The 25,513-nt window shown below is 64.5% G+C and carries 26 protein-coding genes; 13 read left to right on the forward strand and 13 right to left on the reverse strand.

The genetic code is table 11. The features are described from left to right. Nucleotides 1-53 precede the first annotated feature (53 nt). From SP6_RS13965 to SP6_RS13985, 5 genes are all read left to right on the forward strand, one after another. Nucleotides 54-518 carry a Dps family protein gene (locus tag SP6_RS13965; RefSeq protein WP_007406243.1) on the forward strand — a complete coding sequence of 155 codons (465 nt, stop codon included), beginning with the start codon at nucleotides 54-56 and terminating at the stop codon, nucleotides 516-518. Between the two features lie 154 nt (nucleotides 519-672). Beyond that, the gene (locus SP6_RS13970; protein ID WP_007406273.1) at nucleotides 673-1,485 is read left to right on the forward strand and encodes a universal stress protein; all 813 of its coding nucleotides are present in this window, start codon (nucleotides 673-675) and stop codon (nucleotides 1,483-1,485) included. A 17-nt stretch (nucleotides 1,486-1,502) separates the two neighbouring features. After that, nucleotides 1,503-1,838 (forward strand): hypothetical protein, encoded by a 336-nt coding sequence (locus SP6_RS13975; protein ID WP_007406244.1) that lies wholly within the window; start codon nucleotides 1,503-1,505, stop codon nucleotides 1,836-1,838. A 46-nt stretch (nucleotides 1,839-1,884) separates the two neighbouring features. Further along, nucleotides 1,885-2,631, forward strand: coding sequence for an HAD-IIB family hydrolase (locus SP6_RS13980; protein ID WP_037569488.1), 747 nt, complete (start codon nucleotides 1,885-1,887; stop codon nucleotides 2,629-2,631). A 149-nt stretch (nucleotides 2,632-2,780) separates the two neighbouring features. Next, entirely contained in the window at nucleotides 2,781-3,728 is a 948-nt protein-coding gene (locus SP6_RS13985; RefSeq protein WP_007406275.1) for a DnaJ C-terminal domain-containing protein, read from the forward strand. Nucleotides 3,729-3,786: 58 nt separating this feature from the next. On the opposite strand, the gene SP6_RS13990 is transcribed toward SP6_RS13985, so the two are convergent. Continuing rightward, nucleotides 3,787-4,170 carry a winged helix-turn-helix transcriptional regulator gene (locus SP6_RS13990; protein ID WP_042469294.1) on the reverse strand — a complete coding sequence of 128 codons (384 nt, stop codon included), beginning with the start codon at nucleotides 4,168-4,170 and terminating at the stop codon, nucleotides 3,787-3,789. A 112-nt stretch (nucleotides 4,171-4,282) separates the two neighbouring features. Between SP6_RS13990 and SP6_RS13995 the strand changes: the two genes are divergently transcribed. The 5 genes from SP6_RS13995 to SP6_RS14010 all read left to right on the forward strand — a co-directional run bounded on the left by SP6_RS13995 (nucleotide 4,283) and on the right by SP6_RS14010 (nucleotide 8,955). Continuing rightward, the gene (locus SP6_RS13995; RefSeq protein ID WP_037569510.1) at nucleotides 4,283-5,266 is read left to right on the forward strand and encodes an MBL fold metallo-hydrolase; all 984 of its coding nucleotides are present in this window, start codon (nucleotides 4,283-4,285) and stop codon (nucleotides 5,264-5,266) included. Between the two features lie 245 nt (nucleotides 5,267-5,511). After that, a complete protein-coding gene (dnaK, locus tag SP6_RS14000) occupies nucleotides 5,512-7,386 on the forward strand; it encodes a molecular chaperone DnaK (RefSeq protein ID WP_007406245.1) in 1,875 nt (624 codons plus the stop codon). Between the two features lie 75 nt (nucleotides 7,387-7,461). After that, entirely contained in the window at nucleotides 7,462-8,001 is a 540-nt protein-coding gene (locus SP6_RS14005) for a nucleotide exchange factor GrpE (RefSeq protein ID WP_007406296.1), read from the forward strand. A 17-nt stretch (nucleotides 8,002-8,018) separates the two neighbouring features. Continuing rightward, nucleotides 8,019-8,645 carry a hypothetical protein gene (locus tag SP6_RS21030; RefSeq protein WP_125974932.1) on the forward strand — a complete coding sequence of 209 codons (627 nt, stop codon included), beginning with the start codon at nucleotides 8,019-8,021 and terminating at the stop codon, nucleotides 8,643-8,645. 70 nt (nucleotides 8,646-8,715) lie between these two features. Continuing rightward, nucleotides 8,716-8,955: a hypothetical protein gene (locus tag SP6_RS14010; protein ID WP_007406266.1), complete on the forward strand. Its 240-nt coding sequence runs from the start codon at nucleotides 8,716-8,718 to the stop codon at nucleotides 8,953-8,955. Between the two features lie 53 nt (nucleotides 8,956-9,008). Here SP6_RS14010 and SP6_RS14015 read toward each other — a convergent pair whose 3' ends face one another. The 8 genes from SP6_RS14015 to SP6_RS14050 form a co-directional block, all read right to left on the reverse strand. Then, nucleotides 9,009-10,352, reverse strand: coding sequence for a glycoside hydrolase family 130 protein (locus SP6_RS14015; RefSeq protein WP_037569485.1), 1,344 nt, complete (start codon nucleotides 10,350-10,352; stop codon nucleotides 9,009-9,011). After that, nucleotides 10,343-12,652 carry a glycosyltransferase family 4 protein gene (locus tag SP6_RS14020; protein ID WP_007406278.1) on the reverse strand — a complete coding sequence of 770 codons (2,310 nt, stop codon included), beginning with the start codon at nucleotides 12,650-12,652 and terminating at the stop codon, nucleotides 10,343-10,345. Before SP6_RS14020 ends, SP6_RS14015 begins: the two co-directional genes overlap by 10 nt. 55 nt (nucleotides 12,653-12,707) lie before the next feature. Further along, entirely contained in the window at nucleotides 12,708-13,820 is a 1,113-nt protein-coding gene (locus SP6_RS14025) for a mannose-1-phosphate guanylyltransferase/mannose-6-phosphate isomerase (protein WP_007406228.1), read from the reverse strand. A 218-nt stretch (nucleotides 13,821-14,038) separates the two neighbouring features. Beyond that, nucleotides 14,039-15,085 (reverse strand): tyrosine-type recombinase/integrase, encoded by a 1,047-nt coding sequence (locus tag SP6_RS14030; protein WP_007406283.1) that lies wholly within the window; start codon nucleotides 15,083-15,085, stop codon nucleotides 14,039-14,041. 181 nt (nucleotides 15,086-15,266) lie between these two features. Beyond that, nucleotides 15,267-16,802 carry an argonaute/piwi family protein gene (locus tag SP6_RS14035; protein WP_007406262.1) on the reverse strand — a complete coding sequence of 512 codons (1,536 nt, stop codon included), beginning with the start codon at nucleotides 16,800-16,802 and terminating at the stop codon, nucleotides 15,267-15,269. Next, entirely contained in the window at nucleotides 16,799-18,193 is a 1,395-nt protein-coding gene (locus tag SP6_RS14040; RefSeq protein WP_007406249.1) for a toll/interleukin-1 receptor domain-containing protein, read from the reverse strand. Before SP6_RS14040 ends, SP6_RS14035 begins: the two co-directional genes overlap by 4 nt. 48 nt (nucleotides 18,194-18,241) lie before the next feature. Further along, on the reverse strand, nucleotides 18,242-18,640 hold the full coding sequence (locus tag SP6_RS14045; protein ID WP_037569483.1) for a type II toxin-antitoxin system VapC family toxin: 399 nt from the start codon (nucleotides 18,638-18,640) through the stop codon (nucleotides 18,242-18,244). Then, nucleotides 18,633-18,995: an AbrB/MazE/SpoVT family DNA-binding domain-containing protein gene (locus tag SP6_RS14050; RefSeq protein ID WP_202795898.1), complete on the reverse strand. Its 363-nt coding sequence runs from the start codon at nucleotides 18,993-18,995 to the stop codon at nucleotides 18,633-18,635. The genes SP6_RS14045 and SP6_RS14050 overlap by 8 nt, the downstream gene beginning before the upstream one ends. Before the next feature lie 151 nt (nucleotides 18,996-19,146). On the opposite strand from SP6_RS14050, the gene SP6_RS14055 reads away from it, so the two are divergent. After that, nucleotides 19,147-19,800 (forward strand): recombinase family protein, encoded by a 654-nt coding sequence (locus tag SP6_RS14055; RefSeq protein ID WP_007406279.1) that lies wholly within the window; start codon nucleotides 19,147-19,149, stop codon nucleotides 19,798-19,800. 147 nt (nucleotides 19,801-19,947) lie between these two features. Here SP6_RS14055 and SP6_RS14060 read toward each other — a convergent pair whose 3' ends face one another. The 4 genes from SP6_RS14060 to SP6_RS14075 form a co-directional block, all read right to left on the reverse strand. Further along, nucleotides 19,948-20,430: a c-type cytochrome gene (locus SP6_RS14060; RefSeq protein WP_007406258.1), complete on the reverse strand. Its 483-nt coding sequence runs from the start codon at nucleotides 20,428-20,430 to the stop codon at nucleotides 19,948-19,950. 14 nt (nucleotides 20,431-20,444) lie between these two features. Next, the gene (locus SP6_RS14065) at nucleotides 20,445-21,680 is read right to left on the reverse strand and encodes a molybdopterin-dependent oxidoreductase (protein WP_007406293.1); all 1,236 of its coding nucleotides are present in this window, start codon (nucleotides 21,678-21,680) and stop codon (nucleotides 20,445-20,447) included. An 89-nt stretch (nucleotides 21,681-21,769) separates the two neighbouring features. Further along, nucleotides 21,770-22,921, reverse strand: a complete 1,152-nt coding sequence (locus SP6_RS14070) for a TDT family transporter (protein ID WP_007406242.1) — start codon at nucleotides 22,919-22,921, stop codon at nucleotides 21,770-21,772. Next, nucleotides 22,918-23,790 (reverse strand): LysR family transcriptional regulator, encoded by an 873-nt coding sequence (locus SP6_RS14075; protein WP_007406272.1) that lies wholly within the window; start codon nucleotides 23,788-23,790, stop codon nucleotides 22,918-22,920. Before SP6_RS14075 ends, SP6_RS14070 begins: the two co-directional genes overlap by 4 nt. A 146-nt stretch (nucleotides 23,791-23,936) precedes the next feature. Here SP6_RS14075 and SP6_RS14080 point away from each other — a divergent pair, with 146 nt between their 5' ends. Continuing rightward, nucleotides 23,937-25,004: a molybdopterin-dependent oxidoreductase gene (locus SP6_RS14080; RefSeq protein ID WP_007406227.1), complete on the forward strand. Its 1,068-nt coding sequence runs from the start codon at nucleotides 23,937-23,939 to the stop codon at nucleotides 25,002-25,004. After that, entirely contained in the window at nucleotides 25,001-25,513 is a 513-nt protein-coding gene (locus tag SP6_RS14085; protein ID WP_007406274.1) for an MgtC/SapB family protein, read from the forward strand. Before SP6_RS14080 ends, SP6_RS14085 begins: the two co-directional genes overlap by 4 nt.

The following is a 25,513-nucleotide window of genomic DNA, read 5'->3' on the forward strand; positions in this document are numbered from 1 at the left end:
GGCGGAATAGTGACCGCGGAGGCGGCGCCATTTGCAGGACAATTCGAATGGCCATGAATATCGGAATCGACGAGACAAAGAGGAAAGAGATAACCGGCGGCTTGGCCCGCTTGTTGGCGGACACCTACACCCTTTATCTGACGACCCATAACTTTCACTGGAACGTCTCGGGGCCGATGTTCAACAGCCTTCATGCGATGTTCATGGCGCAATACACCGAATTATGGAACGCCGTTGATCCGATTGCGGAGAGAATACGTTCTCTTGGTGAGCCGGCGCCGGGGTCCTATGCGCAGTTCGCCAGGCTCAGCTCTCTTGCCGATGCGCCCGAGACGCCCCCGAAGGCCGAGGCCATGATCAGGATCCTGGCCGAGGGTCACGAGGCGACTGCCCGATCGGCTCGCAGCCTCTTTCCTTTGGCCGATAAAGCGGGCGATCAGGCGACCGCTGATCTCGCCACGCAACGCGTTGCGGTTCACGAAAAGGCGGCCTGGATGCTCCGCGCGCTCCTCGACTAGTGAGCTGACCTCCGCAGTCCACGCTCTGGCGGGCGAGAACGATCGCCGCGCGTCGTCTGACCTATGTCAGCGTCCGCCATCTTAGTGCTGCTTACCCTTCTGCTGCTGCGGCCATTGCCTTTCGGCCGACCACGCAATCGAAAGGATAGGGTTGATGAAAACAGGATTGCTCCACGTCGCCGAAGACAGAGGCGGAGACGCGCGGCTCGACGCGGCGGTCCAGCTTGCCCGGGCATTCGACCTTCATCTGACGGGCACGCAGGCTGCGCCCCTGTCGGCCTACGCGATGGCCGACCCCTTCGGCGGGGTCTATCCATCGGTGAAGCTCTTCACGGAGCACGAGAAGCGACAGGATGCCACGCGCGCGGCCGTGGAGGCCAGACTGCGCGACGAGGGCGTGGCGTTCGACTGGGTACGCGGAGCTGGTTCTCCCGCGACGGTGCTTCTCGATCAATCGCGGCTGAGCGACGTGATCATCCTCAGTCATCTCGAAAGCGACGAAGGCGGCTGGGACGCCGAACTCGACCTCGTCGGCGACGTCGCAGTCCATTCGCGCGCTCCGATCCTCTCGGTGCCTTATGACAACGGAACGCTTGATCTCGAGGGCACTGCGCTCGTCGCGTGGAACGCTTCGTTCGAGGCCGCGCAGGCGCTGCGTTTCGCGGTTCCGCTCCTGAGCCGGGCGGCGCGCGTCCAGATCGTGACGATCGGGGACGACGCTCCCGAATTTCCCGCAGCCGGCGCCGCCGCCTATCTCTCGCATCATGGCATCCAGTCGGAGTTGCTCCCGGTGCCCCGCGGCGAGCTCAGCGTGGGGGAGGAACTGCTGAACGTCATCATCGACTCGCGGTCGAGCTTCGCGGTTCTCGGCGCCTATGGGCATTCGCGCATTCGCGAACGTATCCTTGGTGGGGTCACGCGCGAGATGTTGCTGCGGTCCCCGAAGCCGCTGCTGCTGGCCCATTGAGCAGGGGAGAACGATCGATGCGTCGGTTCCTCGCGGCGACCGCCTTGTGCGTCGCACTCGCTGGATGCGGAACGCAGAAGGCCGAACAGCCTGCCGCCGGCCAGACCGCCACGAGCGACGGGATAAACGACTACCAGCAGGCGGTGATCAACCTCAACGAGGCATCGCGGAAGGCGGTGCTTTTCCGTGCAATCCGAGATGCCGGCCTTCCGTGCCAGAACGTCATTCAAGCCGAGCGGCTGCCTGACGAGAAGGACGGGCCGGTCTGGCGCGCGCAGTGCGAGGACAAGTCATATCACCTCGTCATCGTCCGCGCTGACGGAACAGCCTATGTGGTGAGCCGGACCCGATGACCGCACGAGGCGAGCGCGATGTCGACGCACTTGCGACGGTGGCAGCGTGAAGCAGCTAATGGCGTTCGATCTCGACGGCACGTTGGCCGAGAGCAAGGCCCCGCTCGATGACGAGGTAGCCGGGCTGCTTGCCGCGCTCTTGTCCTTCGCGCAGGTGGCGGTGATTTCCGGGGGCGACTGGCCTCAGTTCAAGAAGCAGGTCGTCGATCGGCTGCCGCCGGGTGCCGAGCTGGGGCGGCTGTGGATCCTGCCGACGGCAGGAGCGAAGCTTTTCCGGTTCGCCGGAGAGTGGCGCCAAGCCTATTCGGAGGCAATCACGCCTGCCGAGAAGGCCCACATACTCAAGGAGCTGGATCGGGCGATCAAGGCTGCCGAGCTCGATCGCGATCCCGCATGGGGGCCCCGGATCGAGGACCGCGGCACCCAGATCACCTATTCAGGGATTGGGCAGAAGGCGCCGCTCGAGGCCAAGGAGGCCTGGGATCCGGATCGGCGCAAGCGGCTACAGCTCCAGGAGATGCTGAGGCGAACCTTGACAGAATGGTCGGTCAATATCGGAGGCACCACCTCAATAGACATCACCCGGGCAGGAATTGACAAAGGTTTCGGGCTTCGCAAGCTCGCCGCAGAGAGCGGCGTTCCTTTGGAAGACATGGTCTTCCTCGGCGATTCGATTTTCCCGGGTGGCAACGACTATCCGGCCGTCACCGTCGGAGTCGATGCAGTTGCCGTTCGCGACGTGCAGGAGACGAAGAGCATTCTTCATGCTCTGACGCTGTGGCTAGGCCGTTGAGCCCGCCAGACGATGGTGGGTCGGTCTAGCTCCGATGGCAGCCGCGGGGGCTCGGGACGAACGGATGATTCTGACGGAACGATTTGCCATCTCATCTGCAGCGCGGGGCGATCGCAGGCGATGAGGGGCCGGGACAGGGACTGAATAGAATGGCGGATCCATACCAAACCCTGAACGTCCCGCGCGATGCCGACGATGCCACGATCAAGAAGGCATATCGCAAGCTCGCCAAGGAGTATCATCCCGACCGTAACGCGGATAAGCCGGGGGCGGCGGAACGCTTCGCTGCCGTGACCGCGGCCTACGACCTGCTCACCGACAAGGACAAACGAGCGCGCTACGATCGCGGCGAGATCGACGAGGACGGCAATCCGAAGGCTCCCTTCGGCTTCTCCGATTTCGATGGCGCCGGTCCTTTCGCCCGGCGCGGCGGCTTCCGCGCGGGCGCCGATGGCGGCGCGACAACCTTCGAATTCAGCGGAGACGAGGCCGACTTCGCCAGCATCTTCGGCGACTTGTTCGGCCGCGGGGAGACCGCGGGTGGAGCGCGCCGGCACGGTTCGTATCGCCCTCGCGGAGCGGACGTCGCCTATCGTTTGAATGTCAGCTTCGAGGATGCCGCGGCTCTGCGACCGCAGCATATCGACCTGGGGGGTGGGAAGGCTCTCGACCTCAAGCTGCCGGCAGGCTTCGAGTCCGGCACCCAGCTGCGTCTTCGCGGGCAGGGTGAGGATGGTCCCGGAGGCGCTGGCGATGCGATCGTCATCCTCGAAATTCAGCCGCACCGATTCTTTGCGCGCGAAGGCGACGATGTATTGCTGGACCTGCCGGTGCGCTGGGACGAAGCCGTGCTCGGCGCCAAGGTGCGGGTCCCGACCGTCGACGGACCGGTGTTGCTGACGATCCCTAAGGGATCGAGCTCGGGCCGCACGCTACGGATCAAGGGCAAGGGGTTCCACCGGCGGGACGGTTCACGCGGCAATCAGTTGGTCCGCCTGATGGTGCATCTGCCTTCCGGAGACGCCGAGCTCGAGGAGTTCGCCCGCACCTGGGCTCAGCGTCATGACGAGAATCCGCGCGCGACGATGGGGGTCTGAGAGGGGGCGGAGCTGTGCACGCGTACCGACGTCGACCCGATGCGCGTGCACCAGTCGATCAGGCTGCTCTGCCTGACCGCTGGACCCAGTCTTCAATCTCAAAGGCGTGCGTCTCGATCCAGCGATCGAGCTCGCGCACGACGCTGCTGAGGGTGTAGCCCAGCGAGGTGAGTGCATATTCGACCCGCGGTGGTACCTCAGGGTAGCTGGTGCGCGCCACCAAGCCACACTCCTCGAGGCGACGCAGGGCCTGGATCAGCATCTTCTCCGATACGCCGCCGATGCGCCGACGCAGCTCGGCGGTGCGATACGAACGCTCGCTAAGCGCGTGGATAACGAGCAGCGTCCATTTTTCAGCCAAGAGCGCCAGTACCTTCCGTGCCGGGCAATCAGCAAGGAACACGTCGCACTGCAGTTCGCGGAAGGCACGCGAATTCTCCATTACTTACCTCACGGTATGTACTTGCTGAGTGGGCTGTACGGCAACACCTCCTAGCGTGCAAGGCGCCCACTCGCTGGCGGTGCGGCGCACGACGACGAAAGGAGGCTTCGAGGTGAAATCGTTGACCAAGGTCTTGCCTGCTATCGCAGCAGCAATTTTGCCCCTGTCAGTTTCGGCAGAGCCGGCACATGCGGCGAGGGTAGAGCGGTCAGCAGCGCAGGCGCCCGGTTTCTATCGGGTGATGCTTGGCGATTTTGAGATCACCGTTTTGACGGACGGCACCACGCCGGTGCCTTTCGCCGACCTGCTCCATGGCATCAGCCGTGGGGAACTGGCCGAGATCTTTCGCGCTGCCGGCGAGCCGCTCGACCGCGAAACTTCGATCAACAGCTTCCTGATCGACACGGGCGAGCGCCGTATCCTGATCGAGGCAGGCGCGGGAGGGTTGTTTGGCGACTGCTGCGGGCGTCTCCCAGCCATGCTGAAGGAAGCAGGCTATTCGCCGGAGTCGATCGACGCGGTGCTCCTGACGCATGTTCACGGTGACCATTCGGGTGGCCTGACCGTGGACGGTCGTCGAGTCTTTCCGAACGCCGAGATCTACCTCGCTAAGCAGGAGCTCGAATATTGGCTGAGCGACGTGGCTAAGGCACGGGCAAAAGCCAGTCACAGCAAGATGTTCGAAGAGGGGCGTGCGGCCCTTGCACCCTATTACGCAGCGGGTCGTATCCGTACCTTCACCGCGCCGGCGGAGTTGTTTCCCGGCATTCGTGCGACCGCCGCACCCGGCCACACGCCCGGGCACAGTTTCTTCGAGATCGAGAGCCGCGGGAATCGCTTACGCGTGGTCGGCGACATCATCCACGCGGCCGAGATTCAGCTGCCGCGACCCGACATCACAATCGATTTTGACGCCGACGAAGCGCGGGCGGCAAAGACGAGGACGGCCGCCCTGGCGGAGCTTGCCGGTACCCACGAGCTCGTGGCAGCGCCCCATGTCTCCTTCCCGGGCCTGGGACATGTCGTGCGTGCCGGCGTCGGTTACGCCTGGACGCCGATCCCCTATTCCGCGGCCGTTCGGCAGGTAGGGCACTGAGGACTGTTGCGCGTTCAGCGCGCCGCCGCGCGCCGTCCCAGTGCCGCCGCGCGCGCGGTCGTAGCTCGCGAGGAAGCTTGATCGAGCGAAAGCTCGTCAGATCCAAAGTCTGCTGACGGGAAGTAGACGAGTGCGCGCACGCCGGCGGTCTGCAGAGGCGAGGGTTCGCGGCAACTGATCCAGGTCAGGACTCACCTGCAGGATACTGTCCATCGTCGGCGTTCGATTTATCCTTGGAGGCTGGCATGGCGAAAGCAATCGGCATCGATCTCGGCACCACCAATTCATGCGTCGCGGTGATGGAGGGCAAGGAGCCCAAGGTCATCGAGAATGCCGAAGGTGCCCGGACCACCCCATCCATGGTGGCCTTCCGCCCTGATGGCGAGGTGCTGGTCGGTGCCGCCGCGAAGCGTCAGGCCATTACCAATCCGGAGCAGACCCTCTTTGCGATCAAGCGCCTGATCGGGCGCCGCTACGATGACCCCATCGTCCAGAAGGACAAGGGCATGGTCCCCTACAAGATCGTTCCCGGCGCCAATGGTGACGCCTGGGTCGAGGTGAACGGAAAGAAGTCGAGCCCCAGCGAGATTTCTGCGCACATCCTGCGCAAGATGAAGGAGACTGCCGAGAAATATCTGGGCGAGCCGGTCACCGAAGCCGTCATCACCGTTCCGGCCTATTTCAACGACGCCCAGCGGCAGGCGACCAAGGATGCTGGGACCATCGCCGGTCTCGAGGTTCTGCGCATCATCAATGAGCCAACGGCTGCCGCCCTTGCCTACGGGCTCGAAAAGAAGAAGGCAGGCACGATCGCGGTCTATGATCTTGGCGGCGGCACTTTCGACGTGTCCATTCTCGAACTCGGCGATGGCGTGTTCGAAGTGAAGTCGACCAACGGCGACACCTTTCTCGGCGGCGAGGATTTCGACAAGCGGATCATCGACTTTCTGGCGGACGAGTTCCGCAAGGAGCAGGGCATCGATCTGCGCCAAGACCGGCTCGCGCTCCAGCGGCTGAAAGAGGCGGCCGAGAAAGCGAAGATCGAGCTCAGCTCGGCATCACAGACGAGTGTCAACCTGCCCTTCATTACCGCGGATCAATCCGGTCCGAAGCATCTCGACATCAGCCTAACGCGCGCCAAGCTCGAGGCGCTGGTCGATGACCTCATCTCCCGCACCGTGGGGCCGTGCAAGGCGGCGCTGGAGGATGCAGGGCTCAAGGCCGATCAGCTCGACGAAGTCGTGCTGGTCGGCGGGATGACCCGCATGCCGAAGGTCGTCGAGGCGGTGAAGACCATCTTCGGGCGCGAGCCGCACCAGGGCGTCAACCCTGACGAGGTCGTGGCACTCGGCGCAGCGATCCAGGCGGGCGTGCTGAAGGGCCAGGTCGAGGACGTGCTGCTCCTCGACGTCACGCCATTGTCGTTGGGCATCGAGACGCTCGGCGGCGTGATGACCAAGCTCATCGACCGGAACACGACAATACCTACGAAGAAGAGCCAGACCTTCTCGACGGCGGAGGACAACCAGCCCGCTGTGACCATCAGGGTCTTCCAGGGCGAGCGGGAAATGGCCGAGGACAACAAGCTCCTCGGCCAGTTCAATCTCGAGAACATCGCACCCGCGCCCCGAGGCGTGCCGCAGATCGAGGTGACGTTCGATATCGATGCAAACGGCATCGTGAACGTTTCCGCGACAGACAAGGGGACCGGGCGCGAGCAGAAGATCACCATCCAGTCGTCGGGCGGACTGAGCGAAGAGGACATCAAGCGTGCGGTCAGGGATGCCGAAGAGCATGCCAGCGAGGACAGGAAGCGGCGCGAATTGGCGGAAGCGAAGAACCAGTCCGACGCTCTGATCTTCCTCTCCGAAAAGACGCTTGCGGATGCAGGAGATCGCGTTGCGGCCGCGGATCGGCAAGCCGTCGAAGAGGCGGTTTCGAACCTGAAGACGGCCATGCAGGGCGACCAGATCGAGGACATCCGCGCGCGCGGCGAGGATCTGCAGTCTGCGACGCAGAAGGTCGCCAGCGCCCAGCGCTCCGAGCCGGGCAGCACATCGTCGGCTGACGACGGGATTGTGGATGCCGAGTTCGAGGAGGCGGACGACGCGAAGAAGTGATCCGGTCCGTTCCGCTGATCACTGTTTGGTGAAGTGGCGCCTGCCGCTTGCACGGATGAATGAAGGCTCGGTCAAATGAACCAGGACGACATCGCTGAAGGAGGGCAGTCTCCGGAGCCGCAGGAGCAAGGGGTGGAGAAGCCCGAGTCCAAGCAGGCGGCCGCATCGGAAGCCGACGAGCTGCGGGAGCGGCTCCTGCGTGCGCTGGCCGATGCCGAGAATGCCAGAAAGCGAGCCGATCGCGCGCGTGCCGAGGGGCGCGAAACCGGCATTGCAGACCTAGTCTCGAAGATCGTTCCCGCTCTCGACAGCCTCGATCTCGCCATCGAGGCGGCCAGCCGGACGGAGGAAGGAACCCGGCCGAGTGTCGATGCCCTGTTAAACGGGCTCCGGGCGACCAGTCGCGCGTTCCTCGATGCGCTGGTCAAGGTTGGCGTCGAGCGAATATGCCCCGGTACGGGCGAGGCGTTCGACCCCAACATCCACGATGCGATCTCATCGCGATCTGATGACGAGACCGGTGATGGCCTGGTCCTGGAGACCCTCCAGCCCGGATACAGGGTTGCAAGCCGGCTTGTGCGGCCCGCGCGCGTCGTGATTTCAAGGGCGAGCTGAGCGAGGAGGCGGATCCGATGATACGGTTCGCCTCCGCCGCTGACGCCCCCGGAACACGGCAGAGCTTTGGCCGGCTGCTGCGGCGCTCGGCCCGGTCCACAAGGGGCAACTGGTGGTGCGGCGTGCTCGCCCTCGTCTCGGCCGCGCATGTCGACCCGGCGCCTGCGAAAAGCGAGCCCCAGCTCCCGACTTTCGAAGTCCGCGAGGTCGGCAGCGGCGATCGGCCGAGCTATGAAATCGCAATCCTCGCCCCGACTCGCTGGCCTGACCGGTCGGTGCGGACGGGCTTGCTGAGGAAAGCGGCGCAAGTCGCTGCAGGCCGAGGGGCGCGCTGCTTTGCGATCGAACGCGCGCAGTTAAGCCGCGATGTGTCGTATGTGCCGCTCCGATCCGGCCATATGACCGTTTCGACGAGCGGAAGCGCGGCCGAATGGCGCCGTTACTGGCGGCTCTATCAGCATGTGCTCGACAAGCCAGGCGTTCATTTTGGCCTCGGATCTGCACCTCGAATAGGAAGCAAGGTAGTCGAGGGGCGGATGATCATTCGTCTCTGCGGACCTGGTGTCGAGACGTCGGGCGATCTCTTCGAAGTGGAACAGATTTTGTCACGCATTCACACTTCCGACCCAGCCGGAAGCCGTTGATGGTCTGATCCTCTCTCTGCGACCTCGTCTTTGCAGATGTTCTCGCGAGTCAAGGTGGCGGAGTAGGCGTATGTCCGTTGTCGTCCTGATGATCGAGCACCTCGGTAAGGTCTTCCTGTCGACGCACCCGAACCATGCAATCGCCTGGTCCACCCTTTTGTCCTACGTGAACGGCGCCTGGGCTGAACATTTCCCCGATCGGCCGCCTCCAGACAACGAGGAAGAACGCGTCACGATGTTCTTCGCGGGGGAGGGGGACGAGTATGTCATCGCGGAGGCGGACGTCGAGACCGACACGACGCTGCATTAGGCAAGTGCCTGCTGGTGCACGACTGACGTCCGCTGCCCCGTCAGAGCGAAGGATCACGCGTCCGTTCGGTCCCGGATCGGCTCCACATCCTGGGCGAGTGGGGACCGGGCGCCAGCTGGCGGCGACAGCATCGCCAGCAATTCCGCCAGGTCCATCGACGCGAAGCTCACGGAACTGTCCGCCACGCCATACGGCATGATCAGGCGGCCGGCGTGCGCCAACGCCCCGCAGGTGTAGACGACGTTGGGAACATAGCCTTCGCGTGCTTCATCCGAGGGCGAGAGGAGCGGCACTGCTGTTCGGCCGATAACGCGGCTGGGGTCATCCCGATCGAGCAGCAGCGCCCCGATGGAATATTTGCGCATGGCGCCGACGCCGTGGGTGAGCACCAGCCACCCTTCTTCCAGCTCAATAGGTGATCCGCAGTTGCCGATCTGAATGAGCTCCCAGGCATATTCGGGGCGGGCAAGAAGTTCGCCATGCTCCCAGCGATTGAGATCGGAGGAGCGCAGCAGATAAAGGCTTTCGCCATCCTGCCTGCCGATCATCAAATAGTCTCCGTCGAAACTACGCGGGAAGAGCGCCATGCCCTTGTTGCGTGCGGCGCTGCCTTGGAGCGGACGAAGCTCGAACGTCTCAAAATCGCGGGTCTCGAGGATTTCCGAGGAGATCGCCTTGCCGCTGTAGGCGGTATAGGTACCGTAATAGGTAAAGCCGCCATCATCCTGCTCGAACCGTACGAGGCGTAGGTCCTCCAAGCCGTTGCGCTGCGCGGGCGTGAATGGAAACAGCACCATCTCGTCGAGACGGTTGCTGCAGTCATGGCGGCGAAAGACGACTCTGCCATCGTCGTGGCTCTCGGCTTTGGCGGCGACTGCAAGATCCGGTTCCGGCTCGAGTTCGAGCGAGCCGTCTGGAAGGACGATGCCTTGGCGGAACGTCACCGATGAGATGTGCCCCTCGCCGACGGCGCGCAGGGACAGGATGAAGCGCAATGCGCCATGCGGGAGCCCCGTCTGGTCAGGATGAGGCACGATGCTCGGGTTCATGACAGCAGCGGCACCGAACGAATATTCATGGCAAAAATAGGCGCCGATAAGCTGCCGCTGCGAACGGTCTAACGAACCGGTGAGACCAATGTCGGTCGCGACCTGATCGTATCGCTCTTCGAAAACCTTGCGAATCTCACGGTGCCGGCTCTCGAAATCCGCGAGCACGAGGGCAAGCTCCGCTTGGGTCGTGCGGCCGTCCATCGCCCGCACGGCAGCGATGATCCGGCGCATCCGCTCATTATCGACAGGATTGAGGTGCCGCGGCTCCGACGCGATTTGCAAGGGCCGGACGACCACTCTGGAAGGGTTCGGAAGGAGGTGCAGGCTGGATTGGATCAGCGGCATGCCTTGCCTCCGGACGCGGCCACCTGGCGCTCCTCGCTTGTGTCCAACGCGGCCGCCTCGTTGCGCAAGCGCGCGATCGCCAGGGCGGCAAACTGGAAGGCGAGGATGGATTCTGCGCCTTGGTTGAGGTTCACCCGATCCACCTGCAGGCCATCGTAGCAACCGCCATCGGGGCTCGCGATCCGGACGCCGAGATCATTTGCGCCAAGATACCAGGCAAACGCGGCTTCGGCATGGTCCCGCCATCGGCGATCGCCGTCCTGCGCGAATGCGAGCGTGCAGGCATCGATCGTCGCCCAGGCCTCGAGCGGCTGCTGATCGAAGGCACGCGGCGGTTGAAAGGCCGCGCCGAAGCTTTGGGTGCCGACCGGCCGGAAATGGCCTTCCGGAGCGGTCTGCTGGCGCCGGAGCCAGTCCAGCGCCTCCAGGGCGTCCTGTCGCATGTCCGTGCGACCGAGAACGGTACTCGCCAGCAGCAGTGCTTCCGGCAGGCGGGCATTGTCATAGGCAAGGACCGGCTCGAACCACGTCCAGGCGTCCCGCCTTACTGTACGAAGCAGGTCGAGCAGCTCCCCGGCGAACGATTCAAGTTGAAGCCTTGCCGGTCGGTGGCCCGGGTACACGCTGAGATGCGCTGCTAGGCCGAGAATGGCGAAGGCGCGGGCGCGGGGGCTGGTGAGGAATGCGCTTGCCGGGATCACCTTGTCTGCGAGCGCCGTCGCCCAGAGCTTGAGACCGTGATTGCGGGTGAGCTCGGCCGTACGGCCGATCGCCCAGACAGCGCGGCCGAAGCTGTCCTGCGAGCCTTCCTGTTCGAGCCAGTTCCGGTTGAAAGCCATGAAGTTGCGAAAGCGCTGTGACTGCTCGTTCCAGGCAAGGTCGACGAACGAGGCGTAGGTAGGCGCCAGGGCAAGCGCGCGCTTGGCCTCGATTCGCTCTGCTTCGAACTGCGTGGCGAGCATCAGCGCGCGGGCGTTATCATCGAGGCAATAGCCATGGCGCCGGTCGGGGACGGTGGACCGACTGTGCTGCAGCATACCGCACCCATCGGTCAGCCGCGCCACGGCGCTGAGGCTTGGCTTCGGCGGCTTCGACTTGGAGGCATGGAGCTGCACGACGCCCGGCTTACCAAAGACCTCGATGCGCGCCCGCTGAAAAAGCGTCGTATAGCGCTCCGCCACCACAGGCCAGATCATGTCACGGCCGGCTTGATAAGCGTTGCGCCGCATCTCGTCGCGAAGGTTCCTGTTGGACAGAACGGCGCCCACGGATCCGGCGAGCGCCTCGGGCGAACCGAAGGGGACCAGCTGACCGCGACGCCCGGCGAGCAACTCCTGCGCGTGCCAATAGGGGGTAGAGATCACCGCCTTGCCCAAGCCGACAGCGTAGGCGAGCGTTCCGCTCGTGATCTGCGCCTCGGAGAGATAGGGCGTCACATAGATGTCGCAGGCCGAGAGCCACGCCTGCAAGGTCGGCGCGTCGACATACTCGTTCACGAAGCGCACATGGCTCTCGAGACCGAGGCGGCGGACGCGACTTGCCAGCTCGTCGCGGTAGCGTTCGCCCTCGCGCGCCGCCAGATGAGGGTGCGTCGCGCCGAGGACGATGTATACGAGATCTGGATGGTCCTTCACGAGGCGATAAAGCGCTTCGATCATCACCTCGATGCCCTTGTTTGGGGAAAGCAGGCCGAAGGTCAGGATGACGCGATGGCCGTCGAGCCCGAAGCGGTGCTTGTGGAAGGCTGGGTCCAGGAAGGGCAGATCGGGGATGCCATGCGGGATCACGGCGATCTTGCCGGCCGCCACCTCCATGTCACGGGTAAGAATCGTTCGGCCCATCTCGGTCATGACGACCAGGCGGGATGACCGCTCGGCGAGAGCGCGCATCACCCGTCGTTGATCCGGGTCGGGCTGCGTCAGCACCGTGTGAAGCGTCGTCACGACCGGCGCCCGAAGCCTCTCGAGCATCGGCAGCAAGTAGCCGCCTGCCTTCCCACCGAAGATGCCGAATTCATGCTGAACGCAGATGACGTCCGGATTGAGCGCATTGAGGTGGTCCGCAGCCGCCAGGTAGGCGTCGGGATCGTCCTGCGCGATCTCGTAGCCTACTTCCTCCGGGTAGCGGTGCCGCGTCCCAGGATCGTTCATCGCGACAGTGGAGAGACTGGCGTCGGGCGATATCTGGCGCAGCGCGTCGTGCAGATCGGCGGTGAAAGTCGCGATGCCGCAGCGTCGAGGAGGGAAATTGCCGATCAGCGCGATGTGGCGAACCGGCGGCGTCAGAGCATAGCCGTTCATCTTACTCTCCATTCCGGGCGTCTTCGAGATCCGTGTCGCCGATCCCTTTTCCTGCTCACGAGGCGGCGGGCGTGGCGATCGACAGGGCGGCGGTTCGCTGCGGTCGTCGCGGTGGCGGAGGCGTCGCTTGACTGGCGCGTTGCACCAGTCGTCGTACCTCCTGGGCACGCTCCCGCGGGATCACCAGCACGACGTCATCCGTGGCAACGATGACGAGATCGGACACGCCCAGCGCGGCAACTCGCGGCCCGCTCGTCCGAATAAGGCACCCGTGGCTTTCCAGCGCTAGGACATCGCCGTGCAGCGCATTTGCGCTGTCGTCCTGCGCTTCGATCTCATGAAGCGCATCCCAGCTCCCGATGTCGGACCATCCCACCTCGACGGGGACCACCGCCATGCGCGCGGCGTGCTCCATCACGACATAGTCGATCGATTTCGCCTCCACGGACGCGAAGGCGGCTCTATCGGGAATCACTCGATTGCCCTCGCGATCGGCGGTCGCCAAAGCCTTGCGAACCGATCCGAGAAGCCCCGGCGCGTGAACCGAGAGTTCCTCAATGAGGCGGTCCGAGCGGAGGAGGAAGATGCCTGCGTTCCAAACATATCGGCCATCGGCAAGCATGCGTTCCGCGCGTGCCGCCTCCGGCTTCTCGACAAACCGGTTCACCCGGCAAATCTCGCCGGAGAGCGGCTCTCCCATGTGGATATAGCCATAACCGGTCGCGGGGCGGTCTGGAGTGATGCCGAACGTCACCAGCCAGCCATCCTGGGCCAGGGGAAGAGCCCGATGCACGGCTTCGCCGAAGGACTCCACGTCCCTGATCACATGATCGCTCGGCATGACCAGCAACAACGCGTTCTCGTCCGTGCATTCGAGCGCCGCCATGGCGAGGGCGGGGGCGGTGTTGCGCCCGATCGGCTCGAGGAGCAGCCGGGAGGGTGGGCATCCCACCGCTTCGAGCTCTCGGAGGATCTGCCGCTCATGGTCCTGGCTGGCGACGACGACGGGGGAGCTTGCTTGCGCGATGCTCCTGGCGCGCAAAGCCGTCTGCTGAAGGAGGCTTTCTTCGCCTGCCAGTGGAAGGAACTGCTTCGGCGTCTGCTCTGTGGAGAGTGGCCACAGTCTCGTCCCTGCGCCGCCGGAAAGGATGACGGGGATGAGCTGCATGAATCAGGCCCTTGTCGCGAAGTCCCGCCATGGGAGCAGCGCGCTCCAGGGACACTTTTCCGATTTCCTTTCAGCGTTGGGCGCGATCCTGATGGCCGCACCCGCCGCCAAGGCTACGTGAGGGTAAGGAGGGCGCGGCTGCCCCGCCCTGCGCTAGATCAGTCGTAGCATCACTGCCTGCTCATGAGGCCGGCTGTCGCGAGCGGCGGCGCTCTGGATCAGAGAAACCGCTGGCCGGCATGGTCGCGGAACCGGTCGGCCGAGCGGACATAGTCCGAGAGGACTTGCACCGTCTTGTGGCGGCTGACCTCCTGCATCTTGAAGATCGTCGCGCCCTGACTGGCTGCTTCGGTCAGGAACCCCGCGCGCAGCGAGTGACCGGAGAATTTGGCGGCGTCGTAGCCGGCGGCACCGGCATAGCGCTTGACCAAGCGCGCGACTGCCTTGTCGGACATCGGCTCGCCGGTAAGTTGGTCGCTGCGGGTGAGGCGGCGGAACAGCGGGACCGTCGCTTCCTGCGCGGGCGTGCGGACAACTTCGGCCTCCAGCACCCGCACGGCGCTGATCCATTCGAGCAGCAGCGCCTTCGGGCGCAGCCGGGTGCCTTCGGGGATCGCGATCGTCGTGCCTTCGCCGGCTTGGTCCGTTTTGGTGGTGCCGAGGTAGAGTTCGATCCCGTGGTCGAGGATGCCGACATTCTCGAGCGTCAACGCCACCAGCTCGGAACGGCGCAACGCGGCGGCCATGCCGATCGCGAGCGCGGCACGATCGCGACGGGCGCGCAGGCCATCGCCCTTGATCTGCGCCAGCATGTCGCGGAGCGCGGTGGCGTCTGCGGGCTCCTTGCGGGTTTTCTTGGCCCGCTTTTCGTTGCGGATGCCGGCAAGCGCCTCGCGCAGGCCGCCCGCTTCCGGGTGCGCGGCCGGCGCTGGATAGTTGCTTGTGCGATGATGGTGGCCGATCGCGGCCACGCGCCGTTCGATGGTGCTTGGCTTAAGACCGGACGCGGCCTGGTTCGCGACGAACGCGGCAATCTGTTCCGGATGTGCCGGCATCGCTACGAGGCCGCGCGTGCGACACCAGTCGGTGTAGATGATCCAGTCGGAGTTATAGGCGCGATGGGTCGCGGCGGCGCGCGCGGCTTTCTTGTAGGCGGCCGCGCGTTCGAGATCCTCGTGGAGCACGGCAAGCATCGCGGCGTCGGGCGCCAGCGCCGGCAGCGTGACGGGCTCGGGCTCGGCTTGGTCGGGACTTGGGTCGTGCAAGATCGGTGCCGCAGTTCGATGGACTGTCAGCGCCGGTTTGCCACCTGTAGGTTTTCCTTAAATGGTGGACGGCATCTGCCCGGCGGCAAGCTCCCGAAATAGTGGATTTGTGCCTGAACTGGACGTCACCATCTTCGCCTTAGGATCGAACCCACATCGGCGTTAGTCGGCGCTCATGGCATCAGATGTAGTGCCGAAACGGCAGCGGCGGTGCGGTAACGGTATGGGGCGATGCCATCAGGATCTCACCCACCCGGTCCGCGAACTTGAGCGTCACGGGCAGGGCGCTCGCGAAATCGCAGGCGTTGTAGTTGACCTTGGTGAGCGCAAGGATGTCGCCGAGCACCTCTACGATGTCCCCTTCGCCATGCGTCACGTCGACGGTGAGCGGCTTGGGTGTCTCGAACCCTTGATAACCTGCCAGCCGGGGTACGAACCCCCGCGCCCAAAGGTAACCTGACCAGTCACCCACGGTAAGGGCCGTGCCGCGCAGGACCGGTGTCGACGCGGAGGGGCGGAACAGCCGAACGTCATCGAGCTGCTTGATCCTGACTCCTACCAGCTGTGTTTCAGTGGGTACTGCGCTGCAAAAGCCGTCCCACTCATCGTCGGAAAAGCGGTGACGCCCATGGATGAACAGCTGGTTCGGTGGCTTGCCGTGCTTGAGCTTATAGCCCTCGACCACCGAGGTCATCAAATTCGCCGCCGCGCTCCTCGACAGGTGATATTCCTTGCGCTCGTCGGAGTACCAGGGGCCAAGGGCGCCGCGAAAGACGAGGCCGTCGCCTGAGTTGAGGAACATCTGCGCGGCGCAACAGGCCTCGCCCGTTGCCGCAGGCGTGTCGTCGTTCTTGAACACCAGTCCGACGTAGCACACGCCAGGCCGGACATGGGCTAAGGCCCAAGGCTTCGCGTCCATCTTGAAGTAGAGCGTGGTGCAGAAGTTCCAGGCAACCGTGGCCTCGTCCTGAAGGCCGCGTCGGCGGTCGTTGGCTATGTTGAGGTTGCGGTCGACCAGCGTGCTTTCGAGGATCAGCTGGAGGACGACGCCGTCCTGCAGCAACTCGGCTTTCAGCTGGTGGTGGAAATTGTTCGAGAACAGGTAAGTTTCGGCATCCCGCACCGTGTCGGGGAACAGGTCGCCGCCCATCTGGAAGAAGCGTTTGGCGTCCTTGAAGCTCGTGATGTCGGAGGGGGTGCGCTCGTCCTTGGGCGGTGGTGCGACCTGGGGGCGTCCATAGCGATAGACGACGTCCGGAACGACAACGAGCCAGACGTCGGGACGGCGCTCCTCGGCGCGGATGTGCGCGCGGATCGCGTCGGCGAACAGCAGCACCGTGGAACGAACCGCGTCGGCGCGATTGTTCTTCTTGATGCAATGATCGATGTCGCCGCTCTTGACCGCTAGCTCGACCATGCCGCGGGTCGGCAGCGGGATGCCGAAGCAGGCCTCGAAGCCCGGCCATGCGGGTGCCCATAAGACGGGCTTGCCCTTCGCATCGACTTTGCCGGGTATATGCAGGCTGATCCGCTCTAACCAGCGGCGGGATAGGCCGACGCCGCTCTCCGTCCCGATGACGCCCAAGCGTACCTGGGAGCGGCCATCTGGACCTTCGAGCGGCCCGAAGAGGAAGAGCCCATCTTTTGGCGCTTCCATCTGCTGCCCGTGACCGAACTCGAGCAAAGGCTCGGCGATGCGGTGCGTGAGGATGCTCATGCGTCGGCCTCCTCCGGTATCTCATCCCGGTCAAAGGCCGTTTCGAAGTCCTCTGACAGAGTTATCTGGCCTCCGTCGTCTTCCTCGGCTCGGCGGTCTTCTTCCGCGGCGAAGCTGACTGGAAAGTCGAAGCTCATCGGTAAGCTAGCGACGGTGAGGCGCTCACCGGACGCGGCAATGTCTAGTGCCGCTTCACCTTCGGCAAGCCAGCCCATCGCGGCGAGCAGCATGTCGCGCCATTTGTCATTGAACCAGGACCGCGTGAGGCGCAATCGGATGCGCTGCAGCTGTTCACCCGGGAGCGGGGTTCGGCCGTCGGTCGTCACCGCAACATTGGCATGGACCCGGAAGAGAGCATCCGGCCAGAGCTTGGGTTGAGCGACAAGGCACAGGTGCCAGCGCCGATCCTTGAACTTGCCGCTCAGGACACGGTCGACCCGATGTCCATCGCTCAGCGTCAGCTTCACTCTTCCGTCGATGAGTCCGTCGGGGAAGAAGCGGCCTCGGGCGCCCGAGGCGAAATCGACAGGAAGTAGCCCGAGACGATGCATGGCCAGGTCCCAGTGCTGACGCATCAAATTGACGGCGATCCGCCGTGCATTGGAACGCTCACCGAAGTGGCGGCTATAGGTACCGTCGATCACGCCGTTGAATGGCAAGCTGGCGCGCGCCTTCAAAGGCGGAGCGCCGTTGTCGAGACGCTCGATAGCATCGGGTCCGCAGAAGGCGATGGCGCCTCCCTCGTGAAGCACATGGGGAACACGCGTAAACTGGCTCCAGGCTTCCAGCTGCGCAGTCGTTCCCTTCGCCTCCAGGATCCAGACGTCGGGCCTCGCCCGGAGTTCGAACCAGTTGCTGTAAAGCGTCTCGGGATTTGGAGTGACCAGCTTTCGACCGTCCTCTTGGGCAGCAACGATCATCGCAAGCTGCTCGGCGTCCGGATGCTCGACCTTCAGCACACGTGAGGTGTCGAGCGTTTCGAGCAGGGGCTGAAGACAGGCCGCCCAATTAGGGAACGCATTGTGTGCGTTCTGGCGGAGGATCTCTGTTGGGAAATCGCCGAAATCCACGTCGGCAATCCGGATCGGAATCATGAACTCCGCGTCGCCGAGCTTGCGACGCATGACGTCGCCGAGAGCGAGCTCCTTCTTTACGCCTTGCTTGCCGATATGCTCGGACACCACGACGATCTGCTTGATGGCCTCGTGCCGCAGCACGTGCTCGATCTTGTCCCAGAAATCGTCGCCACCCCGAAGCGCGCGAACGTCGACCCAGACCTTGTATCCGGCCGTGGTTAGGCGCCCGGCAAGCCACCGGGCGAAGCAATTGTCCTCAGGATTGGCGTGCGTGATCAGAATTGTGTCGCGCACCGGTGTCGGAGCGGTAGTCATGGGAGTCCCCGCCAGCAGAGTGCCGTACCTAAAAGCACGAACGTGCGACTACTCTGCCAGAGGGCGCACGTTGGTGATGGTGATGCCTACATCGGCACTCGCAAGTGGCCCGTCCGTTGTGAGCATCTCGGCTTGCAGGTCGATCGCCAAAGCAAGGCACGTCCGATCGCCGAGAGAAAGACCGAGCGCCTTCGTGGCTGGCCGGAGGTCGCCTACTATGAGTGCCTGGGCAGGAGTGAGCGGCCGGACATCAAGATGCAGCCCGCCAAGCGCCTCACGCACCTCGTCGAGCGGCAATCCCCGGTCCCGTAGCTTGGAGACGACCTCTGCGAGGTTGGCTGTTCCGATGATGCTGCGGGTCAGGACGTCGACTACCCTATCCGCCCCGGGTTCATCGTTCAGAAGACAGAGCAGGGCGGAGGCGTCGAGTACGACTTTGCTACTCACGCTCCGCCTCACGCCGACGCTCCGCGATCAGCTCGTCAGCCAAGCCGACGCCTTCGGGCACATACTTGCGCAGGATGGCGCGAGCACGCTCAAGTGCCTTAGGTACGGAACGTACCCGCAATTCGCCATCGTCCACATCGACGAGAACGGTGTCACCCGTGGTGATCCCGAGCTCACGGCGCATTGCCGCCGGGATCACGAGCTTACCACCGTCCACGATTTTGACCCTCTGTGCTTCCATCTGCACCAATCCCGCTGCTCTGACCTGTCCAACGGCTTTATACCGGAGGGCAACGTCGGACGCCAGCGTGCAGGGAGGGATCGATGCACGGCTGGTCACCGAAATATCGTTCATCAATAATGGAGCAGCTACTTAGACCCGGTCTGCTTAGCTAGGCTCCGTAGGACCGGCACTTGCCGTTCTGAGCCGCCTGCTGCATGATTGGCTCACAAGGGTATACCCAAGAAGGCCGGGCTGAAGTGACGAGCAAATGGCAGGCATCGAGATGAAGGCGGCGCGGGTTTACCTGCGTGTGAGCACGGACGAGCAGGACCTGACACGTCAGGAGAGCATCGTGGCGGGCGCGCGGGCGGCAGGCTTCTACATTGCGGCGGTCTACCGGGAAAAGGCATCAGGCGCGCGGCCCGACCGATCCGAGCTGCTGCGCATGGTGGCGGACCTGCAGCCGGGCGAGGTGGTGGTGGCCGAGAAGATCGACCGCATCAGCCGCCTGCCTCTGCCGGAGGCAGAGCTTCTGGTGGAGACGATCCGGGGTAGAGGGGCGCAGTTGGCGGTGCCGGGCATCGTGGACCTGTCTGACTTAGTAGCCGACAGCGCCGGCGTGGCGCGAATCGTGCTCGAGGCGGTGCAGGACATGCTGTTGCGCGTCGCGCTGCAGACGGCTCGGGATGACTATGAGACCCGGCGCGAGCGGCAGCGCGAGGGCATCGAAGTTGCGAAGAGGGCGGGGCGTTACACCGGCCGCAAGCCGGATCTCGCCCACCATCGACGCATCGTAGGTCTGCGCGAGGCGGGCATGAGCATCGCGAAAACCGCGGAGCTTGCCGGATGCAGCATCGCGCAGGTCAAGCGGGTGACGGCCCTGGACAGAGCGAAAGGTGCCGGAACGACTTCTGCACCTGCTGCTGATCCCAAGTGATTCAGTTCGGCGTCTGACGCGCTTCGATGCAGGGTTATGACACCTATAAACCCGCGGAAAAGCGAAGGCGGGGGGCAGTGTCACAACCGGACGGCTCCGACACCGTCCCGATTGGGATGGTATTTCGGGATTATGGAAGTAGATCGGTTAGCCGGTTCCACCTGAGACATCAGGAGCCACTTTGGGGTCCGGGTCCTGCGCCTTGCCGGTCGCGGGTGCCACCTTCTGGCTCGGCATAGCGGTGAGATAAGCAACGATCGCATCGACGTCCTTCTCGGCCACTGGCGCCTTATACACCTCACGCATCTTGGTGACGGTCGCCTTCCACTGATCCGCCGATAGCGCAGGCTGGGTCAGCGCCATGCTGGCTGAGTGGCACGAGGTGCAATTGGCATTGATGACGTCGGCGTGCGGACCGTCGGGGTAGGTCGCGTCGTCGGCCGGCAGGTCGACGCTGGTCGAGGCAAGCGAGAAGCCGCGCGCTGACACGCTGGCGGCCGGTGCCGGCTCAGACATCTCGGAGATCGGAACGGGCGCCTTGCGGCTGCTCGGCGCGCCGATCGAGACGAGGATGATGCCGGTCAGGCCGATCAGGCCAGCAGCCATCATGCCGGGAGACGGAGTCTTCATGATTTGCTCGCTCCTCAGGCCGCGATGATGGTGGTGGTTTCAATGTTGCCGCGCATGAACCCGCCGGGATTCCAGATCGGCTTCATCGGCTGAGCGACACCGTTGGTGTTCCAGCAGCGCACCATGATGGGGTTAGGCCCGCGTCTCAGCGGCACCCGCCCGTCCCAGCGCCGGAAGCTGTACCTGCCCTCGTCCGCTCCGAGCGTCGTCCTGTACCAGGTGCGGCCACCGTCCGACGACACATCGACCTTGGCGACGCCGCAATCGCCGCCCATTGCGATGCCGCCGACCGGGATCGACGCTTCATAGGCGATCGCCTGACCATCGGGCAGGCTGGTCATCCAGCTACGCGGGATCATGCGATTGATCGGTACGGTCGGGAAGTCCTTGGCACCGGGCGCGACATTCGCGCCGGGTGTCGCGGGGATCTTGTAGGCCTTGGCCATCCAATACTGGTCGTCAGGGCCGGGCAGTACCTCGATCGCGTTCAGCATCTTGACCCAATAGGTCGAGTACCAGCCCGGCACGATCAGCCGGCAGGGAAAGCCGTTGAGGAGCGGCAGTTGCTCGCCGTTCATGCCGAAGGCGATCATGACCTCGCCGTCGCGGGCATGGTCGATGTCGAGTGCCTTCTCGAAGTCAGGAGCGCCCGCCACGACCGGCTGATCGAGAGCGCCGAAGCGCACCTGCACCGCGCCTGCCTTGACCCCGGCGAGGTCGAGCACGTCGCGCAGGCGAACGCCGAGCCACTTGGCGTTGCCCATCGCGCCATTGCCCCATTGCGCGCCGGCGACGCGCGGCTGGAACAGCCCGCGGCTGTTGCCCGAGCACTGGTTCACCGCCGCCATCTCGACCCGTGGAAGGCGCAGCAGCTGAGCGAGGCTGATCGACAGCGGCCGATTGACGTGGCCGAAGACGTTGAGGCGGAAACTTTCGACGTCGATCGAGGTCGGTATGTCGGCCCAGTGCCAGCGGACGAAGAACTGGTCGTTGGGCGTGAACACCGACTTGTCGAAGACCTCCATCGGCGTCTCCAGCAAGGGTGGATGGACGCGCTGGAGGATCATGCTGCCCTTGCCGGGAAAGGCGCTGGTCATCGGCCGCTCGGCATTGCCGCCGGGCAGCTTCAGGTCGACGAGCTGCTGCGCCAGTGCCGGCGCGGCGGCAAGGCCGGCGGTGCCGAGCGCGGCATGGCTGAGGAAGCGGCGACGGCTGGTCTCACTCGCCAGCCCGGCGTCGAAATTGTCCATGACAAGGCTCTCCTGTGGCCAGTCACGCTGGCGGATCGAAGGGGCATTCTGCAAGTGATCGGACCGACTGATCCGATCATCATGGCGGATCAGTTCGGGGTGGCGATGCAGGGCGAGACGAACAGGTTGCCCCGCCATGCACCGGCTAGCGTCTTGGCACCGACCAGCAGCCACATCGCCGCGAGCGCAACCGTCAGCACCGTGCCGACGATACCGAAAAACATAAGGTTCAGCGTCGTGCCGAGGCGGAAGGTGGCGACGGTGTAGACGCCGAGCGGGAAGGTGTAGCCCCACCAGCCGAGGTTGAACGGCACGCCCGCGCGCCAGTAGCGGATGGTGATAAGCGTCGCGAGCGCCAGCCACCACAGGCCGAAACCCCAAAGGCAGAGCCCGGCGACAACGCCGATCCCCTGCGCGACGGTGCCGACGCCGGCTAGCCCGTGCGCGGTGAGGATCGCCGGCGCATCCGCGCCGAGCACCAGCATGCCCAGAGCACCCGTGCCGATCGGCCCCAGCGCCAGCCAGGAAGATGCCGCCATGCTTTCATGCGGCAACTTGTGGAGTGCCATGCGCAGGATGAGGATGGCGAGGATGCCAAACGCGACCGGCACCGAATAGGCCCACAGCACATAGGAGGTCGCGAGCGTCACTATCTGCGCGTGGGGATCGGTTAGATGCGGCGCGAGCAGCCCGCCGCTGGCGCCCGCCACTTCGGCAGCGACGACCGGCAGCAGCCATACGGCGGTCATGCCGTCCAGGCTGTGCTCGTGGCGGGTAAACATCAGGTAGGGGATCAGCACGCCGCAGGCGAGCGACATGGCGACGTCGATCCACCACAGGATATGCGCGACCGGCACGATGCCATTTCCGAACCGCGCGATGCCGAAGGCGAGACAGCCGTTGATGATCGTCGCCAGCCCCATCGGAATGGTCCCGATGAACATCGACACGGTGTTGTGCCCGAAGATGCGCCGCGCCTCGTGCCCGAACATCACCCAGCGCGCGCCATAGAGGCCGGCGAACAGCGCGAAGAGCGCGATATTGAAGAACCACAACACCTCGCCGACAGGTTTAAGCGAAGGCCCGATGCCGGGCACCTGCGGCAGCGCGAGGGCAAGGATGCCCGTGCCCATCGTCGCGGCGAACCAGTTGGGCGTGAACTGGCGGATCATCTCGCGGGGGTGATCGAGCCGGCTGAGCGGCTTGAGGCCGCTGAGAACGGAGTGCGTGTCGGCAGTCATGCGACCTGCTCCTTGATGAGATCCGTCAGCGCGTCGGCCGCGCGGGTGCGATAGCGTTCCTTGTGGCGCAGCGCGTGAAAGGCGCGGTCGGGCAGCCCGAGCGGCAGCTCGACGAGATCGCCAGCCTTGAGCGCGCGCGCGACGACCAATCGCGACAAGACGGCAACGCCGGCACCGGCCTCAACGGCGGTGCGCACCGCCTCGTTGGACGGCAGCGTCATCGCTATCGTCAGCTGGGCCGGATCAAACCCGCGCGTTCGCAGCACGTCCTCGAAAGTCGAGCGCGTACCCGATCCCTGCTCACGGACGATCCAGCGTGTAGTGCGCAGCCAGGCCTCGTCGATGCGTTCGGCTTCCTCGCGGCCGACCAGCACCATTGGGTCATGCCCGACATTCCAGTGGGCAAGCGCCGGTTCGTCCACCTCGCCCTCGACAAAGCCGAGTTCCGCCGCGCCGCTCAACACCTGCGCTGCCGCGCCTTCGGTGTTGTCGATCGCCAGCTCGACCGCGATCTGTGGGTGGCGTTCGTGGAAGGCGGCGAGCTTTGCCGGCAACCAATAGCTCGCGATCGTCTGGCTGGCGACGATCCGCAACGAACCACGCGCGAGCCCGGCATAGTCCGCGAGCATCGTCTCGGCATGCGCTGCCCGCCCCAGCACCGCGCGCGCTTCCTCCAGAAAGCCGCGGCCTGCCTCGGTAAGCTGGATGCCACGCCCGACGCGGTGGAACAGCGGAACGCCGTAGCGCGCTTCGAGGGCCGCAACCGCCCCGGAGGCAGCAGACTGCGTGACGTTCAGCGCCTCCGCTGCCTTGGTGACGTGTTCGCGCTCCGCGACACCGACGAATATTCTGAGCTGCTCCAAAGTCATGCAGCATATATCGCGTACTTAGATCGATACGACCAACCGTTTGATATGGTCATTCCAATCTGGATATCGGAATGGTCGGCAGCCTTTCGTCTGCGATGGTCTCGAAGACTTGAAGCGTTACGCGTGCCCGCGACGTTTGATCGTCCATGACCGATATGATCGAGCGCAGTTCTGATCCCTACAATGCCGAGCCGACGCCCGGTGCGTTGATCGAGCGGTTTCTGACGCCGCAGGCGCTGTTCTACGTGCGCAGCCACGGGCCGGTGCCGGATCTGCCCGCCAATCATCGGATCGAGGTGAGCGGGAGGGGCATGGCGAGCCGCTTCTTCTCGGTGCAGGAACTGAAGAGCACGTTTGCCACGCGCACGGTAACGGCGGTTCTCCAGTGCGCCGGCAACCGGCGTACCGATCTCCAGCAGGTCGCCAACACCTCCGGCGATCCGTGGGACGTAGGCGCGATCGGCAATGCGGAGTGGACCGGCGTACGCTTGGCCGATGTGCTCGATGCGGTCGGCGCGCCGGATGCGTCCGAGCTGTTCGTGGCGTTCACCGGCGCGGACGAGGTGGACGTGGAGGGTGAAGAAGCCTTGTTCGGGGTATCGATCGCCATGAGCAAGGCGCGGGAGCCCGACGTACTCCTCGCCTGGGCGATGAATGGCGAGCCGCTGACGCCCGAACATGGCGCCCCGCTCCGCATGGTGGTGCCTGGCTATGCCGGGGTCCGCAGCGCCAAATGGCTGACACGGATCGAGGTGCGTGAAACGCCCTCCGAGGCACCGATCCAGGCGCACGACTACAAGCTCTTCCCCGCCGCTGTGACGAGCGACACCGTCGACTGGAGCCAGGGTCTGACGATCAATGCCATGCCGCTCAACGCCGCGATCTGCTCGCCCGGTGCGGGCGAGAGTTTGGCCGCCGGAGAGGTGCGGATTGAGGGATATGCCATTGCCTATGACCGCCGTATTTCTCGGATCGAAGTGTCGGTGAACGGCGGTCGCGACTGGCAACAGGCGACCTTCGCCGATGATCCGGAGACGCGCTGGGGCTGGCGGCGCTGGATCCTTGACGCCACACTTGCCAAGGGACGCCAGCACCTTGTCGCCCGTGCCTTCGACGAGACCGGGCAGGGACAGCCCGAGCGGCCGGATACGATGTGGAATTTCGCCGGCTATCTGTGCACCGCCTGGCATCACGTTCACGTGCTGGTCGAATGATCGAAGCATCAGCGGCACCGGACGTCGCTTTCTGGATCGATGCGATTGGCCGGCTGGTGGTGGCGACCGCGGCCGGGATGGTGCTCGGCTGGGAACGCTCGCGTGAGAACCGGCAGATCATGGGCCTGCGGACGCTGGGTCTGGTCGGTCTGGCGAGTTGCATCGCCGTTCAGGCGATCGTGCATAGTGGCTTGCCGAACGTGAACGCCGATGCCGCAGGACGGGCGATGCAGGGCATTCTGTCCGGCGTCGGCTTCATCGGTGCCGGTGCGGTGCTGCGGGTCGGCCAGGGTCAGGAAGTGCATGGATTGGCGACCGCCGCGTGCATCTGGGTGACAGCCACGATCGGCGCGGCAGCAGGGTTGGCGGTGTGGCCGCTCATCATCGGCGGGGTGAGCCTTGCAATGCTCGTCCTGTTCGTCGGCGCGCCGCTGGAACGCCGCATCCGCGAGCGAGCCCGTCTGACGCCGGCCGAGACCGACAGGAAGGATGTCGAGCGCAAGCCGTGA

It is taken from the genome of Sphingomonas paucimobilis NBRC 13935, assembly GCF_000739895.2.
Taxonomy (GTDB): domain Bacteria; phylum Pseudomonadota; class Alphaproteobacteria; order Sphingomonadales; family Sphingomonadaceae; genus Sphingomonas; species Sphingomonas paucimobilis.